This window comes from Klebsiella sp. GB_Kp047 (assembly GCF_040065235.1).
In the GTDB taxonomy this organism is placed as follows: Bacteria; Pseudomonadota; Gammaproteobacteria; order Enterobacterales; family Enterobacteriaceae; genus Klebsiella; species Klebsiella quasipneumoniae.
On the sequence record NZ_JBEAJG010000040.1, the window covers coordinates 258,604 to 275,646 of the forward strand.

General features: G+C 61.2%; 12 protein-coding genes. 4 read left to right on the forward strand and 8 right to left on the reverse strand.

Annotation, left to right across the window (positions count from 1 at the left end; all coding sequences use genetic code 11):
• The 3 genes from mdtC to ABLV76_RS20235 are packed head-to-tail and all read right to left on the reverse strand — an operon-like array spanning position 1 to position 7,439.
• Positions 1 to 3,078, reverse strand: coding sequence for a multidrug efflux RND transporter permease subunit MdtC (mdtC, locus tag ABLV76_RS20225; RefSeq protein WP_004201555.1), 3,078 nt, complete (start codon positions 3,076 to 3,078; stop codon positions 1 to 3).
• On the reverse strand, positions 3,079 to 6,201 hold the full coding sequence (locus tag ABLV76_RS20230) for an MdtB/MuxB family multidrug efflux RND transporter permease subunit (RefSeq protein WP_017899361.1): 3,123 nt from the start codon (positions 6,199 to 6,201) through the stop codon (positions 3,079 to 3,081). It abuts the gene before it with no gap.
• Entirely contained in the window at positions 6,201 to 7,439 is a 1,239-nt protein-coding gene (locus ABLV76_RS20235; RefSeq protein ID WP_062914145.1) for an MdtA/MuxA family multidrug efflux RND transporter periplasmic adaptor subunit, read from the reverse strand. The genes ABLV76_RS20230 and ABLV76_RS20235 overlap by 1 nt, the downstream gene beginning before the upstream one ends.
• 300 nt (positions 7,440 to 7,739) lie before the next feature.
• Here ABLV76_RS20235 and ABLV76_RS20240 point away from each other — a divergent pair, with 300 nt between their 5' ends.
• Complete coding sequence (locus ABLV76_RS20240; protein ID WP_043520386.1) at positions 7,740 to 9,014, forward strand: dicarboxylate/amino acid:cation symporter; 1,275 nt, start codon at positions 7,740 to 7,742, stop codon at positions 9,012 to 9,014.
• Positions 9,015 to 9,288: 274 nt separating this feature from the next.
• Here ABLV76_RS20240 and ABLV76_RS20245 read toward each other — a convergent pair whose 3' ends face one another.
• From ABLV76_RS20245 to yegD, 5 genes are all read right to left on the reverse strand, one after another.
• Positions 9,289 to 9,900, reverse strand: a complete 612-nt coding sequence (locus ABLV76_RS20245; RefSeq protein WP_004201550.1) for a LuxR C-terminal-related transcriptional regulator — start codon at positions 9,898 to 9,900, stop codon at positions 9,289 to 9,291.
• Positions 9,901 to 10,016: 116 nt separating this feature from the next.
• Positions 10,017 to 10,157, reverse strand: a complete 141-nt coding sequence (locus ABLV76_RS20250) for a small membrane protein (RefSeq protein ID WP_004146563.1) — start codon at positions 10,155 to 10,157, stop codon at positions 10,017 to 10,019.
• 237 nt (positions 10,158 to 10,394) lie between these two features.
• Positions 10,395 to 11,102 (reverse strand): response regulator transcription factor, encoded by a 708-nt coding sequence (locus tag ABLV76_RS20255; RefSeq protein WP_017899363.1) that lies wholly within the window; start codon positions 11,100 to 11,102, stop codon positions 10,395 to 10,397.
• Positions 11,103 to 11,116: 14 nt separating this feature from the next.
• On the reverse strand, positions 11,117 to 12,973 hold the full coding sequence (locus ABLV76_RS20260; RefSeq protein WP_062914209.1) for a sensor histidine kinase: 1,857 nt from the start codon (positions 12,971 to 12,973) through the stop codon (positions 11,117 to 11,119).
• A gap of 288 nt (positions 12,974 to 13,261) precedes the next feature.
• Positions 13,262 to 14,614, reverse strand: a complete 1,353-nt coding sequence (gene yegD, locus ABLV76_RS20265) for a molecular chaperone (protein ID WP_064157328.1) — start codon at positions 14,612 to 14,614, stop codon at positions 13,262 to 13,264.
• Positions 14,615 to 14,751: 137 nt separating this feature from the next.
• Here yegD and alkA point away from each other — a divergent pair, with 137 nt between their 5' ends.
• The 3 genes from alkA to dcd all read left to right on the forward strand — a co-directional run bounded on the left by alkA (position 14,752) and on the right by dcd (position 17,028).
• The gene (gene alkA / locus ABLV76_RS20270) at positions 14,752 to 15,600 is read left to right on the forward strand and encodes a DNA-3-methyladenine glycosylase 2 (RefSeq protein WP_048295154.1); all 849 of its coding nucleotides are present in this window, start codon (positions 14,752 to 14,754) and stop codon (positions 15,598 to 15,600) included.
• A 114-nt stretch (positions 15,601 to 15,714) separates the two neighbouring features.
• On the forward strand, positions 15,715 to 16,356 hold the full coding sequence (udk, locus tag ABLV76_RS20275; RefSeq protein ID WP_002912442.1) for a uridine kinase: 642 nt from the start codon (positions 15,715 to 15,717) through the stop codon (positions 16,354 to 16,356).
• A 90-nt stretch (positions 16,357 to 16,446) separates the two neighbouring features.
• Positions 16,447 to 17,028, forward strand: coding sequence for a dCTP deaminase (dcd, locus tag ABLV76_RS20280; protein ID WP_004151145.1), 582 nt, complete (start codon positions 16,447 to 16,449; stop codon positions 17,026 to 17,028).
• The last annotated feature ends 15 nt before the right edge of the window (positions 17,029 to 17,043 follow it).

A 17,043-nucleotide genomic window follows, 5' to 3' on the forward strand; every position in this document is an offset into this window, starting at 1 on the left:
TTATTCGCTTACCGGTTGAGTGGAATGACGCGAAAAACGCAGCCGCAAACGGTCAAAGAAAAGATAGACCACCGGCGTGGTGTAGAGCGTTAACAGCTGGCTCATCACCAGACCGCCGACGATAGTGATCCCCAGCGGCTGGCGCAGTTCGGAGCCGTCGCCGCCGGAGAGCACCAGCGGCAGGGCGCCGAACAGCGCGGCGAGGGTGGTCATCATAATCGGCCGGAAACGCAGCAGGCAGGCCTGGAAAATCGCCTCTTCCGGCGTCAGGTTGCCGGTGCGCTGCGCCTCAAGGGCAAAATCAACCATCATGATGGCGTTTTTCTTCACGATGCCAATTAATAACATGATCCCGATAAGGGCGATTAGGCTGAACGGGGCATCGAATATCTCCAGCGCCAGCAGCGCGCCCACCCCGGCGGAGGGTAGCGTCGAAAGGATGGTCAACGGATGTACATAGCTCTCGTAGAGCATCCCCAGCACGATATAGACCGTGGCAATGGCCGCGAGGATCAGGATCACCTGCGCGTTCATGGTCTGCTGGAACACCTGAGCGGTACCGGCAAATGAGCCACGTACGGTGGACGGCACCCCGAGCTGGGTCATCGCGCGGTTAATCGCCTCGCTGGCTTCCGACAGCGAGCGGCCGGTGGGCAGGTTAAAGGAGATTGTGGACGCCGCCGACAGCCCCTGGTGGTTCACCGACAGCGGGGCGTTGGCCGGCTGCCATTTGGCGAAGTAGGCCAGCGGGATCGGCTTGCCCTCGCTGTTGATGACAAACATCTTATCCAGGGCGCTGACGTCCTGGGTGTAGGCCGGATCCACCTCCATCACCACCTTGTACTGGTTAAGCGGCTGGTAGATGGTGGAGATCTGCCGCTGGCCGAAGGCGTTGTTCAGCAGGTTGTTGGCGTCCTGAACGCTGATGCCGAGGCGCGACATGGTATCCCGGTCATAGACCAGGTCCATTTCGGCGCCATTGTCCTGCTGATCCGAGTTGACGTCCGCCAGCTCAGGCAGCGCCGCCAGCGCTTTGCGGATCTTCGGCTCCCACTCGCGCAGCGCCGACAGGTCATCGGACAGCAGGGTGTACTGATAGCTGGCGTTCGACTGCCGGCCACCGACGCGGATATCCTGCACCGCCATCAGGAACAGGTTAGCCCCGGGCTCGTTGGCCAGCTTTTTGCGCAGCCGGTCGATCACCTGCTGCGCCGTCTCGTGGCGCTGGTCGCGCGGCTTGAGGGTGATAAACATCATCCCGCTGTTGACCCGCGAGCCGCCGGTAAATCCGGTGACGTTATCCACTGCCGGATCTTCGCGAATGATTTTCATAAAGTCCTGCAGCTTGCCGCGCATCGCCTGGAAGGAGATGCTCTGGTCGGCCTGAATGCCGCCCATCAGCACGCCGGTGTCCTGCTCCGGGAAGAAGGTTTTCGGGATCGAGATATAGAGCCAGACGCTGAGGGCAATGGTGCCCAGCACCACCAGGCCGGTCAGGCGGCTGTGCTTCAGCACCCATTTTAACGATTTACCATAGCCGCCCTGTACGGCCACCAGCAGGCGGCCAAAGCCGCGGTTGCGCGTCGGCTGGTGGGGTTTGCCGCTTTTTAGCAGCCAGCCGCACATCATCGGCGTCAGGGTGAGGGAGACCGCCAGCGAGATGCCGATCGCCACCGACAGGGTGACGGCGAACTCGCGCAGCAGGCGGCCCGGCAGGCCGCCCATCAGCAGCAGCGGTAGAAACACCGCCACCAGCGACAAGCTCATCGACAGGACGGTAAAGCCGACCTCGCGGCTTCCCTGCAGCGCCGCCTGCAGCGGTTTCATCCCCGCCTCCAGATGGCGGGAGATATTCTCCAGCACCACGATGGCGTCATCCACCACGAAGCCGGTGGCGATAGTCAGGGCCATCAGCGACAGGTTATTGAGGCTGAAACCGCATAAGTACATCGCGGCGAAGGTGCCGATTAAGGAAACCGGAACGGCGACGGCGGGGATCAGCGTGGCGCGTCCGGAGCGCAGGAACAGGAACACCACCAGGATCACCAGCGCCACCGAAATCACCAGCGTCTGCTCCACCTCCTCCAGCGAGGCGCGGATGGTCGGCGAGCGATCCTGGGCGATCTGCAGGTCGATGGCCGCCGGGATGGTCTGCTGTAGCTCCGGCAGGCGGGCGCGGATGCTGTCCACCGTCTGAATGATATTGGCTTCCGGCAGTTTGCGGATCATCAGCAGGATCGCCGGCTTGGCGTTGGTCATCCCGGCGTTGCGCACGTCCTGCACCGAATCTGAGACGGTGGCAACATCCCCCAGCCGCACCGCGGCGCCGTTCTGGTAGTGGACGATCAGCGGCTGATAGTCGGCGGCGGTCTTCAGCTCATCGTTGGTATGCACCTGCCAGCGGTGGGCGCTGTCCTCCAGCGCCCCCTGCGGCTTGCGCACGTTGGCGTCGCTGATGGCGGTGCGCACCGCGTCCAGCGACACGCCCTGGTTGAACAGCGCCTGCGGGTTGAGGTCGACGCGCACCGCCGGCAGGGAGCTGCCGCCGACGTCGACATCGCCGACGCCGTCAATCTGCGCGATGGTCTGCGCCAGCTGGGTGGAGGCGAAATCATACAGCTCACCCTGGGAGTAGGTGTCGGAGGTCAGCGTCAGGATCATGATCGGCGCATCCGACGGGTTGGCTTTGCGGTAGGTCGGCCGGCTGGGCATCCCGCTCGGCAGCAGGCTTTGCGCGGCGTTGATCGCTGCCTGGACATCGCGCGCCGCGCCGTTGATATCGCGGTCGAAGTTAAACTCGAGAATGATGCGGGTGCTGCCGAGTGAACTGGAGGAGGTCATCTCATTGACCCCGGCAATCCGCCCCAGGGAGCGCTCCAGCGGGGTGGCCACCGACGAGGCCATGGTCTCCGGCGAGGCCCCCGGCAGCGAGGCGCTGACCATAATCACCGGGAAATCGACCTGCGGCAGCGGGGCCACCGGCAGCAGCCGGAAGCCGAGAATGCCGCACAGGGTGATGGCCAGCGAGATGAGGATCGTCGCCACCGGGCGGTAAATGAAGAGGGCGAAAAACTTCACTTACGCCTCCTCTTCCTGACGCGGGAAGCGGCGCTTCAGGTGCAGCGACAGGCGGTCGAACAGCAGATAGATCACCGGGGTGGTGAACAGGGTCAGCACCTGGCTGAGCATCAGGCCGCCAACCATGCCGATCCCCAACGGACGCCGCAGCTCCGCGCCGACGCCGGTGCTCAGCATCAGCGGCAGGGCGCCGAGCAGGGCGGCGAGGGTGGTCATCAGGATCGGTCGGAAGCGGAGCAGACAGGCCTGGTAGATCGCCTCCCGCGGCGGCATGCCCTGCTCGCGCTCGGCGGCCAGCGCGAAGTCGATCATCATGATGGCGTTCTTCTTTACGATGCCGATCAGCAGAATGATGCCGATGATGGCGATCACGTCCAGCTCGCTGCCCGCCAGCCACAGCGCCAGCAGCGCCCCGACCCCGGCCGTGGGCAGAGTGGAGAGAATGGTGATCGGATGGATAAAGCTCTCATATAGCACCCCCAGCACGATATACATCGCCACCACCGCGGCCACGACCAGCCAGACGGTGCTGCCCAGCGCCGACTGGAAGGCCAGCGAGCTGCCCTGGAACTGAGTGCGAATATCGCTCGGGAAATCCAGCGACTGTTCGGCGGTGAGGATTGCCTCTACCGCTTCGCCCAGCGAGTAGTTGTCCGGAACGTTAAACGAGATGGTGGTCACCGGGAACTGATCGAGGTGGTTCACCGACAGCGGGGTAAAGCGCTGCTCCACCGTGGCGATGGCGGTCAGCGGCACGATGCCGCCGTCGCTGCTGGTCAGGCGGATATTATCCAGCGCCGCCAGGCCCGGGGTCGCCTCGGTATCCTGCTCTAGCACCACGCGATACTGATTCGCCTGGGTGTAAATGGTGGAGATCAGCCGCTGGCCGAAGGCGTTGTACAGCGCGTTATCGACATCGGCCATCGAGATGCCGAGGCGGCTGGCGCTGTCCCTGTCCACCTTGATATAGGCGGCCAGGCCTTTGTCCTGCCAGTCGCTGCTGACGTCGGCCAGCTGCGGCTGGGCCTGCAGGCGACTGAGCAGCGGCGGCACCCAGGTGCTCAACGCCTCGAGGGAGTTCGCCTGCAGAGTGAACTGGTACTGGGTGCGGCTCACCGTGGTGTCGATGGTCAGATCCTGGGTCGGCTGCAGATAGAGCGCCACGCCCGGGACGCCGGCCACCGCCTGCTGCAGACGGCTAATCACCGTCTGGACGCGGTCGTCGCGTTCATCCAGCGGCTTGAGGTTGATCTGCAGGCGGGCGCTGTTCAGCGCCGGGTTGGTGCCGTCGACGCCGACGAACGAGGTCAGGCTCTCCACCGCCGGATCCTTGAGAATAATGTCGGAAACCTGCTGCTGGCGCTGGGCCATACTGGCGAAGGAGACCGACTGCGGCGCCTGGAGGGTGCCCTGGATAATGCCGTTATCCTGGATCGGGAAAAAGCCTTTCGGGATAAAGACCCACAGCAGAATCGACAGCGCCAGGGTGCTCAGGGCGACGCCGAGCGTCAGCCAAGGATGGTTCAGCACCCGGCTCAGCCAGCGGCCATAGACGGCGATCACCCGGTCGAAGAAGCGCTCGCTGGCCCGCGAGAAGCGGTTCTGCTTACGCAGCGATTCGTGGCTTAACATGCGGGCGCACATCATCGGCGTCAGGGTCAGGGAGACCACCGCCGAGATCAGGATGGCGACGGCAAGGGTAACGGCGAATTCGCGGAACAGGCGGCCGACGATATCGCCCATAAACAGCAGCGGGATCAGCACCGCGATCAGCGAGAAGGTGAGGGAGATGATGGTGAAGCCGATTTCTCCCGCGCCTTTCAGCGCAGCGGCCAGCGGCTTCTCGCCTTTCTCGATATAGCGCGAGATGTTCTCGATCACCACGATGGCGTCATCCACCACAAAGCCGGTGGCGATGGTCAGGGCCATCAGCGTCAGGTTGTTGATCGAGAAGTCGAGGAACACCATCACCGCGAAGGTGCCCACCAGCGACAGCGGCACCGCGACGCCGGGAATAATGGTCGCCGGCACGTTGCGCAGGAACAGGTAGATGATCATCACCACCAGGGCGATGGCCAGCATCAGCTCAAACTGGGTGTCGCGCACCGAGGCGCGAATGTTGGTGGTCCGGTCGGAGAGAACCTGCACCTTCACCGATTTCGGCAGGCTTTCGGTGAGCTGCGGCAGCATCTGGCGAATGCTGTCGGCGGTGTCGATGATGTTGGCCCCCGGCTGGCGCTGGACGTTCATCACGATCGCCCGCTGCTGGTTGGCCCACGCCCCCAGCCAGCTGTTTTCGGCCCCTTGTTCGACGCTGGCGACATCGCCGAGCCGGATCGGCGCCCCGTTCTGATAAGCGATAATCAGGCGGCGGTAATCCTCAGCGGACTGCATCTGATCGTTAGCGGAAAGCGTTACCGCGCGGGCCGGGCCGTCGAGGCTGCCTTTCGCCGAGTTAACGTTGGCGCTGGTGATGGCGGTGCGCACGGTTTCGCTGGTCAGGCCGAGGGCGGCGATGGCCTGGGCGTTAAGCTTCACCCGCACCGCCGGGCGCTGGCCGCCGGCGAGGGTCACCAGACCGACGCCGGAAACCTGAGAGATCTTCTGCGCCACCCGCGTCTCCACCATATCCTCTACCTGGGTCATCGGGATCGCGGAGGAGGTAACGGCGAGGGTCATGATCGGCGGATCCGCCGGGTTCACCTTGCTGTAGACCGGCGGGTTGGGCAGATCGTTCGGCAGCAGGTTGGTGGCGGCGTTGATGGCCGCCTGCACTTCCTGCTCGGCAACGTCCAGCGGCAGGGTCAGCTGGAACTGGAGCGTGACGACCGAGGCGCCGCCGGAACTTTGCGATGACATCTGCTTAAGCCCGGACATCTGGCCGAACTGGCGTTCCAGCGGGGCGGTGATGGCGGAGGTCACCACGTCCGGGCTGGCGCCCGGATAGAGGGTGACTACCTGAATGGTCGGGTAATCCACCTCCGGTAACGCGGAGACCGGCAGAAAGCGGTAGCCTATGATCCCGGCTAACAGGATCGCCACCATCAGCAGAGTGGTGGCCACCGGACGCATAATAAACAGCCGGGACGGGCCGCCGGTGCGGCCTGGGGGTAACACCTGCATCAGGAACGCGCTCCGTGTTTACCGCTCTGGCGCGGGGCGGGCTGCGTTTGCTCGCTGCCGCTGGCGGTGACAACTTCCACTTTCGCCCCTTCGGTCAGGCGGTCAATCCCGTCGGTGACCACGCGATCCCCGGCGGAAAGCCCGGCGCTGATGACCACTTTCTGGCTGTCCTGGATCCCCGGGGTGACGCTGTGTTTGCTGACCTTATTCTCATCGTTCAGCACCCATACAAAATGCCCTTCGTTGCCCATCTGCAGAGCGGCGGCAGGGATGACTACCGCGTTCTGCTGGGTGTCCACCAGCAGGCGGGCGTTAACGAACTGGTTGGGGAACAGGGCGTCGTCCAGATTGCTGAAGCGCGCCTTCAGCTTGATGGTCCCGGTGGTCGCATCGATCTGGTTGTCGAGGCTCAGCAGCTCCCCGACGCTGATTTTCTGCTTATTGGTACGGTCCCAGGCTTCGACGCTGAGCGCTTTACCCGCTTTCTGCGCCTGCACCACCGTGGCGATGCTGTTTTCCGGCAGGGTAAAGACCACGTCGATCGGATGCGTCTGGGTGAGAACCACAATCCCGGTGGTATCCCCGCTGGAAATTTGGTTGCCGATATCGACCTGCTTTAAGCCGACGCGGCCGTCGATCGGCGCGGTAATGCGCGTCCAGTCGAGCTGCAGCTGGGCGCTGGCGACGGCTGCTTCATCGGCTTTTACGGTGCCAGCGGATTCCACCACCAGCGACTGCTGGGTGTCGAGCTCCTGGCGGGAGACGAGATTGGTTTTCACCAGCTGCTGGTAACGGGCGAGATCGCGGCGGGCATTCGCCAGAGTGGCGTTATCTTTCGCCAGCTGACCCTGCGCCTGGGCGAGGGCGACTTTAAACTGGCTGGGATCGATCTGCGCCAGCAGATCGCCGGCTTTGACCTGCTGACCCTCCTGGAAGTGAAGGCTAAGCAGCTGGCCGTCGACCCGGCTGCGCACGGTGACGGTATTGGCTGCCGTCACGGTACCCAGCCCGGTGAGATAGCGCGGGACCGCTTGTTCGGTCGCGGTGGCGGCCTGCACCGGCGCCAGCGCGCCGCCAAAGCGGCCATGGCGCGCGCCGCCCGGACCCTGCGGACCCTGCCCGGCGGCGGGCGTCCCGCTGCCGCTCGTTCCACGATCGTGCCAGAACCAGTAGGCGGCCCCGGCGATAATCACTACCGCCAGCGCGGCGCCCCAACGACGTATGTTACTGCCTTTCATTAGTTTACGGTCTCATCCTGAAGCGTTTCGCTGAATGATACTAGTTTAGTGAGGGAAGGGGCCGTAAAAATGGAGGAATTATGAAAAGAAGGTTGAGAAATGTCTGGATAACGGCCGCGACGCCGGGCGTTCTCGCCGCTGATTTCCGGTGTGATATCAACTTTTAGTTTAAAAAAGCAAAAAATAGTTGTATCCGCGGGGGCTTTAATTAGATTTATGCGGTGAATAAATCAGTGCATTCTCATAATAATAAAATATGCACTTAAAAATCAACGTGTTAAATAATCAGGGGTCATTGCTGTGGCAAACGCAAACAAACTCACGCTCTTCATCGTCGTTTTTATGCTGATGGGGATCCTCTCCGGCGCGGCTATCCATGCCTACGCGACGCCGACTACTATCTCCGCCTGGGCAGACAACATCACGCTGCTGACCGATCTGTTTCTGCGCTTAATCAAAATGGTTATCGCGCCCTTGGTGTTCAGCACCCTGACGGTCGGGATCATGCGCCTCGGCGAGACGGCGACCATCGGCCGGGTGGGCGGTAAGGCGATGGTGTGGTTTATCACTTCATCGGTATTATCCATTCTCGTCGGGCTGGTGATCGTCACCTTCCAGCACCCGGGCGCCGGGCTGAACCTGACGGTACCGAAAGAGGCGGTGGATACCGGCCTGGCGGTCAGCGGCATGACCCTGAAAGGGTTCCTGTCGCATACCATCCCTACCAGCATCACCGAGGCGATGGCCAACAACGAGATCCTGCAGATCGTGGTGTTCTCGATGTTCTTTGGCATCGCCGGCGCGTCGCTGGGCGAGAAGTTTAATGCTCCGCTGGTGGCGGCCCTAAACGTGGTGTCGCACATTATGCTGAAGGTGACCGGCTATGTGATGTACGTTGCGCCGCTGGCTATTTTCGCCGCCATCTCGTCGGTGATTGCCTCGCAGGGGTTGGGGATATTACTCAACTACGCTTCGTTCATCGGCGGTTATTACCTGGCGGTGCTGCTGACCAGCGCGGTGCTGATTGCCGTCGGCTATATGGTGCTGAAGAAAGAGGTCTTCCGTCTGCTGAACATGCTGAAAGATCCGGTGCTGGTAGCCTTTACCACCAGCAGCTCGGAGGCGGCCTATCCGAAGACCCTCGAACGGCTGGTGAAGTTTGGCTGTTCGCGCAATATCGTCTCGTTCGTTCTGCCGATTGGCTACTCGTTTAATCTCGTCGGCTCGATGGTCTACTGCTCCTTCGCCGCGATGTTTATCGCCCAGGCCTATAACGTCCCGCTGAGCTTTAGCGAGATTACGGTCATGATGTTGACCCTGATGCTGGCCTCGAAAGGCATCGCCGGGGTACCGCGCTCGGCGCTGGTGGTGCTGGCGGCCACTATCCCCAGCTTCCATATCCCGGTTGCCGGGATCCTGCTGCTGATGGGCATCGACCATTTCCTCGATATGGGGCGCTCCGCCATCAACGTACTGGGTAACGGCATCGCCACCGCTATGCTGTCGAAAAACGAAGGTCTGATGACCGACGAGGAAGCGCAGCCGGACTGGCAAGTGGAGAAAGTGGAAGCCTGATCCTGCCGCGCCCTCGCGCAGAGGGCGCCATTCCACACCGAAAAAAAGACCCCTGACAGGCACGTCAGGGGCAATGTGACGAAGTATCAGTTTTCCTCGTAAATAGTCTTTTTTCTTATATAAAGGCGCGCGGTAACGTCTTTATACCGAGGAAGCGTCAGAGTTTAACGTTATGTCTGGCAGCGCTGGCGCTTTTTTAGCATCCTGTGGCTATTTTCGGATTTACGACAATATCGCCAGGCGAATATCTTATTCTCTTCTGCTCGCTATTTAGCTACCAGCGCTCTCGTAACAGATTCATAAACTGGAAAAAGTCATGGTTATTATTCAGACTGTATTTTTCCATAATCTTATTTTTATGATAGGCGGCGGTACGGGGACTGACGCGCTGCAGGGCGGCGATTTTACTCATATCCATCCCTTCGAGAATACCGTGCACCACGGCGGTCTGCGAGCGCGACAGCACGCGGTGCGGGCAGCTGGCGCAGCTGAGTTCCCGACCCGCGGCGTCGGTGGCTGACGGGCTCATACAATGCTGGAGCTCGCTTTTAATGATTGTCAGCAGTTGCGGAATACTGGCGGTTTTTAGCGAAACAAAAATAACCCCTTTCAGGCAGTTAATCATGAAATCATCTTCCGGCAACTGGTCGTAGCTGTGGAGGATAATCAGCGAACTGCCTTTTTTCCTGTTTTTAATCAGCGTATTGCACAGGTAGATTTCGCCGGGGATCACTTCGCAAATGATGATGTCTTCCCCTGACAGGTCATTATTACGCCAGGAAAAACGCGCCCGTATTTCGCCCTGCGTGAGGTCATTGACCATAGCCATCAGCGATTCACGGACAAAGGTATTGCGGGTGTTGATGGTGACATTAATGTTTCTCATGGCGTTATTTCCTTACGCAAAAACATAACGCCATGCTGTGACACATCCTCCGGGCGTATGCGGTGTGTTGACTGTATTAAAGTACCTACAATATGTTTTTATTATTCTACAGTGAATTATTTACGACGCATTGAACGCTTATCGTTAAAGGTAAATTTCTGCCGTCTCCTGTCTTTCAGATAGGAAATAAAACTGTATACAGAGATGCTGAAGAAAAAAATGCATAGCAATAAAACTAACCACGTTTGCATGGCCATTGTTTATACCTTGTTTGTGTTGCATGGTGTCAGAATTTGCCGCGAACGGCTAATACGTTTTGTTATATGCTTTTCTGTCCGATGAAAATCATACGACATCATCCTGATGTAGTAGCACTATAAGAAAGTTCTTAAGGTTATCGTCAGTCTCATTCCTCTCATTTCTCTCAGAAAATGAGAAAAATTAACACTTGCGAGTCATTCATATCCCGCGCGGCCGCCGACATGCCCCGTCGTTCAGGAGATAAAGGCCAGCCCCTTACCAAAGATTGCGCGTACGGGCAGGTGGATCCCCTGCTGGCGAGCCTTGTGGCGCAGGCGGCTAACCACCACGTCGATACGGTGCAGGTCAGGCTCGCTTTCATGGGCAAACAGGCAAGCATGAAGATCCAGTTTGCTACACACTTCGTTGCGATTGCGCATTAAGAGTTCCACCAGGCGATATTCCTGCTGGGTTAATTCCAGCGTCCGGGCGTCTGGGGAGATCAGTTTATCCTCATGCAGACGCCACAGTCCGGTAGCGGGAGCGGGAGCGGGGGCGGCGCTGGCCATCTCTGGCTGCTGAGGGGCCGGCCGATCCTGCTGCAGGCGGGCGCCGAGGGCGGTCAGGGTCTCCGCGAGATGGGCGAAGTTAACCGGCTTGATCAGATAGGCATCGGCCCCGAGGCTCAGCGCCTGCAGTTTATCCTGCTGTTGGCCGCGGGCGCTGACCACCACCAGACCGTAGTGCCCCAGCTCGTGCAGGTAGCTCAGCACGCTGAAGCCATCCTCGCCGGGCAGACCGATATCAATCAGCACGATGTCCACCGGATGGCTGTGCAGTTGCCGCCAGAAGGCCTCAGCGCTCCGCGTCCCCCATACCTCGAAGCCGCGATAGCCCAACCAGGCCAGCAGTTCATCCAGCAGATCGGGGTTATCTTCAATTATCGCCAGCCGTAAAGCCATGCGTCGTTCTCCTCTTAAGCAACCGTGGGGAGGGTGAGAATAAAGGTGCAGCCGTCCGGGCCATGCTCGGCCAGCCACAGTTTGCCATCATGAGCCTGCACGATCTGACGCGCAACATACAGTCCGAGACCGGTGCCGCCCGGCACCGGCGACGTATGTTCCCCGCGGCGATAGCGCTCAAAGATCAGTTCCGCCTGTCCGGCGGGGAGCCCAGGGCCGTAGTCGCGAATGCGCAGCTCTGTTTGCCCGGCATCAGCGTGAATATCGATGGTGATTTCGCCCGGCGGCGAATACTTGACCGCGTTATCCAGCAGGTTAGCGATGGCGATGCACAGCAGGCCGGCATCGGCCTGCAGCTGGGGGCTTTCCACCGCGCCGTGATGGCGGATGTTCAGGTAGTGATCATGGGAGATGGCCACCACCGAGGCGGCCATGTTGATCACCGCCAGCAGGGCGGTCTGCTGGCGGTCGACGTGCAGATCGTGGGAGGCGAGGCGCGCGTCGGCGAGGCAGTTATCGGTGAGCTGTACCAGACGGGTGGCGGCGCGGCCGATGCGATCGAAGCGCGCCTCCTGGCTGGCGGAAGCTGCCGAGAGGCGGAGATTCTCCAGCGCCGCCTGGATCACCGCCAGCGGGGTGCGGAATTCGTGCGCCACCATGCCCATAAACTGCCGCTGGTGGAAGCTGGCCTCGCGCTCAATCTGCAGCTCGCGCGCCAGGCGCTGCTTCTGCTCCAGCTGGCGGTTTTCAGCCCGCACCCGCAGAATGGCAATGATCAGCACCGTAATGATGTGGACGATCAGCGCATACTGCCAGAGGGAATAGATCGCCATATGAAACGGGATAATACCGTGGATCGACAGCTGCACCAGCACCGCGGCGGCGACATAGAACGGCGGCAGGAGCCCCAGCAGGAGGGTGTTGCGGTCGATAGCTTTTTTGCGCCACAGCCACCAGGAGGTGAACAGCAGCACCGGAGTGATAATGATAAAGATCACTCCTTCAATCTGCATCGCGAGGCCGTAAAAACCCAGCGGAATACTGACCTGCAGCAGCAGGTTGAGCACCACGGCGGCGATCAGCAGCCGGTAAAGCCGCGGCATATTTTTCTTTAAATCGAATATCTCACTGTGTAGCCAGAGGGCGGTGGCATAGCTGAACAGCGAGAGGCTGCTGATCATAAAATCCTGGAAGGGCAGCGCGGCGTGGCCGAAGAACCACTCCGGGAAGCCGTGCAGGGCAGCCACCAGCGGATAATTGAGCGAGAAGAAGCAGATGCCCCATAGCAGACGCCGGCGCAGGGCCAGGGCCAGCCACAGCGCCACGCCGCTGGCGACCGCCGCGAGACCAAAATAGAAGCTCCAGAAGGCGGTGTCGGCGGCGGCCCGTTGCACATATGTCTGCGGCGAGGAGAGCGAGGCCAGCAGGATCAGAGTGCTGGTGCTCTGCAGACGAAAGACTATCTCATAGCCGGCGGCGGTCGGCGGCGGAGGGAGGATCAGCACGCTTTCCCGATAGTGAAGATCGCTCTCGCGGGCCGGGTCGCGGTCGCCAAAGGTACGCGCTGTCCACGGCGCGTCGCTACCCAACGGCCGGTAATAGAGAGTCAGGTGGTCGACGAAAGAGGGACCAATCTGCAGCCAGCGCGACTCGCCGGCAAACCAATCACCCGGCAGCTCGCTGCGCAGCCACAGGGTTTTGCGTGAATAGCCAAAAGAGGGGATTTGCCGGGTGGTGGCGAGCCGGTCCGCGGGCAGGGCAGTAAAACCATCGATGGTCATCCGACCGCTGTCGTCCGCGTACCACTGGACCGGAATATCAATGCCCACCTGGCGCGTCGCCGCCTGCGCCTGTGGGGCGGCCAGCAGCAAGAGCAATCCGCAGCTGACCAGCCAGCCTGCCAGGAACTGCGGCCGGCAACGCCGGACCGCCGCGAAAATCGCAGACACCCTTTTCAATCACGCCCCCTTGCGGCATGCAAAGATTACTGACCGCAGACGACTGGCTACGGTATGGATAATACGCCCCCGGAAGCGGAGGAAAGTGGACAGGCCTGTCCGGAAGAACAGGCCATTTTGCGTGGGAGACCAGGAATATTCCAGCGTAATCTGCAGCGCCACGATCAGGACAGACCTGCTGCGCGGCAGCGCCGGGGGGGACTAGCGGAAAACCACCTGCGCCCAGCGGGCCAGCCCGGCGGTTACCGAGCCAAAATCATCGCCACCGGCCAGCGGAATACCGGGCAGCCGGGCCGCCAGCGCCTTTTTGATCAGCGGCGAGCGGGCGCTACCGCCGGTAAGATAGATCACATCCGGGGTGGTCTGGCTGCTGTCGAGGGCGAGCTGCACCTGCTCCATAATGCGGGCCAGAGGCTGATCCAGCGCCGCTTCCAGACCCTGCTGAGCGATATCGGTAGCCAGCTCGTCCTGAATAAACGGCAGCGCGGTCTCAACGCGGGCGGCGCTGGAGAGGGCGATTTTGCTCTCTTCGGCGCTGCGCACCAGGCGATAGCTCAGACGCTGACGCCAGACCTTCAGCAGCAGGGCCACCTTATCGGCATCCCGGGCGCTGCGCAGCAGGTCGTTCAGCAGTCGGCCATTGGCGGTACTGTAGAAATCGCTCTGCGCCGGGACGTCGTTGATCGCCACCGCATTCCACCACGGGAGGATCGGCAGCGCGGTGCCTTTCTCCGTTTCGCCGCCCATGCCGAGAAGGGGCATCAGGCATTTAAAGGCCAGGGCAATGTCGAGGTCGTTACCGCCGATGCGGCAGCCGCTGTGGCCGAGCAGGCTCTGCTGGCGGTCGGCGCGCTCCCGCCACTGCGGGCCCATCAGCAGCAGGGAACAGTCGGTGGTGCCGCCGCCGATATCGACGACCAGCACCCGCTTCTCTTCATTGAGGGTAGCTTCGAAATCCAGGCCGGCGGCCACCGGTTCAAACTGGAAGACCACGTCGCGAAAACCGGCGCGGAGGGCGGCCCGCTCAAGGATCCCCTGCGCCTGGGCGTTGGCGTCGTCGCCGCCGAGGCCCTGGAAGTTAATCGGTCGGCCAATCACCGCCTGGTCAATCTGCTCGGGCAGCTGGCTTTCCGCCTGCAGTTTGATGTGCAGCATCATGGCGCAGACCAGGTCTTCAAACAGGGCCACCTGCTGCGGCTTGAGGCCGCTGGCGCCGAGGAAGGACTTTGGCGATTTAACGAAGTAGACCTCTTGCGGATCTTCAACATATTGATGCAGTGAGGCGAGGCCGAACTGCACGCTGTTGCGCAGCACCTCGATGTCTTCGTCGCGGTTGGCGGCAATCGCCCGGCGCAGCAGCGCCTGGTTTTCGTCGCTGTGGGTAGGCACATTGTGATGGCGATAGAGCCACTCGCTGACCGCTTCGCGCGTCGGCGCGCAGAGCATCGAGGGCAGCAGCGCGCTGCCGTTTTCCAGCGTCAACAGCTGGGGCTTGTTTTCCCGCATCACGGCCACCGAACAGTTGGCGGTGCCGTAGTCAAAACCAATAAACATCGTCTGCAAAATCCCCATGCCGGTGAAGAAGGGGGGCGACTTTAGCGGATCGCCGTCATGCCGACAACCGGAATTTAAAAGCAAGGCGCTGACGGTGAAGGGCGACTATCATTGAAACGCTATATAAAGGAGAGCTTATGGTGTTGTTACCCTGGACCCCGCCTTACGACTGGGCGTGGATGGTTGGTTTTCTGCAGGCGCGTGCAGTCGCTGGCGTTGAGCGTTTTCATGACGGCGGCTACAGCCGCAGCTTTCGCGTAGCAGGCCACGGCGGGCTGATTCATCTGGCGCCGGACGAGGAGGCGCAAGGCCTGCGGGTGACGCTCTCCCCGGGGCTGCAGCCGGTGGCTGAGATCTGCTATGCGCGAATTGGCCAGCTGTTCGATCTGGCCTGCGACCCGCAGCAGGTCGCTCGCACGCTGGGCGACCTGGCGCAGGCGCGACCGGGGCTGCGCCTGCCCGGGGCGCTGGACGCTTTCGAACAGGCGGTGCGCGCGGTGCTCGGCCAGCTGGTGAGCGTGGCGATGGCCGCCCGGCTCACCGCCAAAGTGGCGGCCGGCTGGGGCGAACCGCTGGCGGACGCCCCCGGCTATGTCTTATTCCCGACGCCGGAGGCGCTCTCCCGGGCCGATCCGCAGGGGCTGAAGGCGCTGGGGATGCCGCTTCGCCGCGCGGAGGCGCTGATCCACCTCGCCCGGGCGGCGCTCAGCGGCGAGCTGCCCCTGACGGCGCCAGCGGACATCGACGCCGGGCTGCGTCAGCTGCAGACTCTGCCCGGGATTGGCCGCTGGACGGCAAACTACTTTGCCCTGCGCGGCTGGCAGGCGAAGGATATCTTTTTGCCGGACGACTACCTGATTAAACAGCGCTTTCCGGGAATGACGCCAGCCGCCATCGCCCGCTATGCCCGCCGCTGGCAGCCGATGCGATCTTATGCGCTGTTGCATATCTGGTATACCGATGACTGGGCGCCGGCGGCGGAATAGCCGTCCGGGGCGCATACCACTGGTATCGGGACGCTGAAATCCCTATAATTGCCGCGTTTGGCGGTCCGCCGCCACCCTCCATCTCTATCCAGGTTAATCAGGTCGCAAAAATTTATGACTGATATGTCCCATCAGTGCGTCATTGTAGGTATCGCCGGCGCATCGGCTTCTGGCAAAAGTCTTATTGCCAGTACTCTCTATCGCGAATTGCGTGAACAAGTTGGCGACGAACATATTGGCGTCATTCCGGAAGACAGCTATTACAAAGATCAAAGTCATCTGTCGATGGAAGAGCGCGTCAAAACCAACTATGACCACCCGAGCTCAATGGACCACAGTCTGTTGTTCCAGCACCTGCAGATGCTGAAAAGCGGCCAGCCGATTGAACTGCCGGTCTACAGCTACGTCGAGCATACCCGCACGCCGAACACCATTCACGTCGAGCCGAAGAAGGTGATTATTCTTGAAGGGATCCTGCTGCTGACCGACGCGCGTCTGCGTAACGAGCTCAACTTCTCTATTTTCGTCGACACCCCGCTCGATATTTGCCTGATGCGCCGCATTAAGCGCGACGTAAACGAGCGCGGCCGCTCCATGGACTCGGTGATGGCCCAGTATCAGAAAACCGTGCGCCCGATGTTCCTGCAGTTTATTGAGCCGTCGAAGCAGTATGCCGACATCATCGTGCCGCGCGGCGGCAAAAACCGCATCGCGATTGATATTCTGAAGGCCAAAATCAGTCAGTTCTTTGAATAACCTGGCCGAATTGTGTAACGTGCAAAGAGTAGCCCTGTTGCCCTCTCCGCCGCGAAGCGTGCGGGAAGCAGCCTTATAAGGAGAAAGCCCATGCGTCTGTGTGACCGAGATATTGAAGCCTGGTTGGATGAAGGGCGACTGGCCATCAATCCGCGCCCGCCCGTTGAGCGTATTAATGGCGCGACGGTTGATGTACGGCTGGGTAATAAATTCCGCACCTTCCGCGGCCACACGGCGCCGTTTATCGATTTAAGCGGCCCGAAGGCCGAGGTCAGCGCCGCGCTGGACCGCGTGATGAGCGAAGAGATCGTTCTGCCGGAAGGGGAGGCCTTTTTCCTGCATCCGGGCGAACTGGCGCTGGCGGTGACCTACGAGTCGGTCACCCTGCCTGCCGACCTGGTGGGCTGGCTTGACGGACGCTCCTCGCTGGCGCGCCTGGGGCTGATGGTGCACGTGACTGCGCACCGCATCGACCCGGGCTGGTCCGGCTGCATCGTGCTTGAGTTCTACAACTCCGGCAAACTGCCGCTGGCGCTGCGCCCGGGGATGCCCATCGGCGCGCTGAGCTTTGAACCCTTATCGGGCCCGGCGGCGCGGCCATATAATCGCCGTGAAGACGCCAAATATCGCGACCAACAGGGCGCGGTGGCGAGCCGAATCGACAAGGATTGATAACGTCAACGGGGT